General features: G+C 49.7%; 3 protein-coding genes. 1 reads left to right on the plus strand and 2 read right to left on the minus strand.

The features are described 5' to 3' along the window. Window positions 1-676: DEAD/DEAH box helicase (locus FJZ26_05835; protein MBM3229929.1), on the minus strand; the 676-nt coding region annotated here is incomplete at its 3' end. Between the two features lie 11 nt (window positions 677-687). Continuing rightward, on the minus strand, window positions 688-1,380 hold the full coding sequence (locus FJZ26_05840; protein MBM3229930.1) for a hypothetical protein: 693 nt from the start codon (window positions 1,378-1,380) through the stop codon (window positions 688-690). A gap of 164 nt (window positions 1,381-1,544) precedes the next feature. Between FJZ26_05840 and FJZ26_05845 the strand changes: the two genes are divergently transcribed. Further along, window positions 1,545-1,754 (plus strand): hypothetical protein (locus tag FJZ26_05845; protein ID MBM3229931.1); only part of this gene is annotated, 210 nt, incomplete at its 3' end.

Here is a 1,754-nt window from a genome sequence, read left to right on the forward strand (position 1 = left end):
TGGCGCACAGCAGGTTCCTGATTATTTTAGCCTTTTTGGGCCCAAGCTTTGGCACTTTGGATAATTCCTCCTCGCTTGCTGACAGGACGTTTTGCAGGCTGCCAAAATGGGCAAGCAGGTTGGTTGCAAGTGTCGGCCCGACCATTGGGAGGCTTTCTACTACGGCCCGCTGCATCAAATCCATTGTAAGGGCCTTGCGCTTTGCAAAAACCGCCCTTTTTTTGTCACGGTTAAGCTGCTCGTATCTTGCAAAGCTGAAAAGAAGCTGCGCGAGTGCCTGCTGGGACTTGACAAAAAAAACCGACAGCCCGTAGTCGCACACCAGGCAGGCGTATGCTCCAAGAATGGCCTGCATTGAAATCCCGCCGTCTGGTTTTTGGGTCCCCTCAACAATCAGGACTGGGCGCTGGAATGCGCCGCACAGGTTTTGGGCCTGAGAAAATATCCTGCCGTCAATTATTGAAGACTCGAAGTCCTGCCTGGTCTTGCGCTCAATGCAGCAGCGCTGCGAGACAATAAAGTCCCCGACCTCAAGCTGTTTTCTTACAACATGCGCCCCAAGGCCGCCCAAAAGTGAGTCAAACTCTTCAGGCTCGCGACTGTCCGCATAAATCACAACCGACTTGCCTTCAGGCAATACCTCGCTTGGATAGCTTGAGAGCACTGTTTGCGGCATGTAAAAACCAGCTAGCCGGATTCCCTAACTGACTCAACGAAAGTGACAATTTCCTCAAAGCTTATTGCGCAGCCTGAGTATTTGAGGCTGTAAAGCCCTGCCTCAAGCGTGTCAAGCTCAAGTGCCCCAAGGCTTGAAAAATAGCCCTTTTCATATGCAAGTATGAGTAGCTCGCTTGAGCGGAAAAGGTTGAGGCTTGAGGTGAGCTTTTGGAATTTGCCCAGGTTTTCCTCGTTTGTGCCTATGTTTTTCTTGAACTCCTTTGCAAGATGGTCCTTGAGCAATAGCGGCGATTCGATTAGCATCCTTGTTGTCCGCTCATCAATAAGCACGTTATTTATCCCAAGCGCATCGCAAAGCGCCAGGATTTCTGACTCGCCCTGGTGCAGCAGTGGCATGGGCTTTCCGGAAAGGAAAAAGACATTATTTGCTATTTCCATAATCTGGCTTGCGTGCATTGAGGCATCAAAAGGGGAGACTTTTAGAATCCCCCTGTCGATTGCGTGCTTTATGCGCAAGGCATTGAGGGCATATGCCTTGTTTTTTACAGGAGTAGTGACGCTTTCCGCCTCAACGCTTTTTGGGATTAGAAACGAGCCATCAAACGAGGAGCAGATTGTGGAGATTGCGGGAAGAAAGCAGGTGTCTGTAAGGGAGATAAGCGAGGATGAGTCGCAGATGAAGTCAGTGCCGCCGCCTTTCATGAGAATAGTATTTAATAGAGCCTAATAAAAAACCATTCTAGAAACCGAGGAAAACGCTTGCATAGAAAGAGTTTTAGATGGTTTTTTTCACCAAGTGTTTTCACCAAAGTTTTCCAGAAGGCGGCCAGACTGAAAGCAGATGCAAATTGGGAAAAGTGAATGATATGCCAGCTTGGAGCACAAGGTTTTGCAGCGACGGCACAAGCATCTCGCTTGATTGCAGGGGCGGCGAGGTGTGCTATGTTTCGCACGCGCACTCGGACCACACATGTGCCCTAAGGCAGCAAAAAAGGCCACGGAGCAAAAAAATCCATGTGAATGTGGGCGAGAATGCGCCACAAGGGCATTTGGAGCACAGGATTCTTGCGACGCAG

The sequence above is a fragment of the Candidatus Parvarchaeota archaeon genome (assembly GCA_016866895.1).
Classification (GTDB): Archaea; Micrarchaeota; Micrarchaeia; order Anstonellales; family VGKX01; genus VGKX01.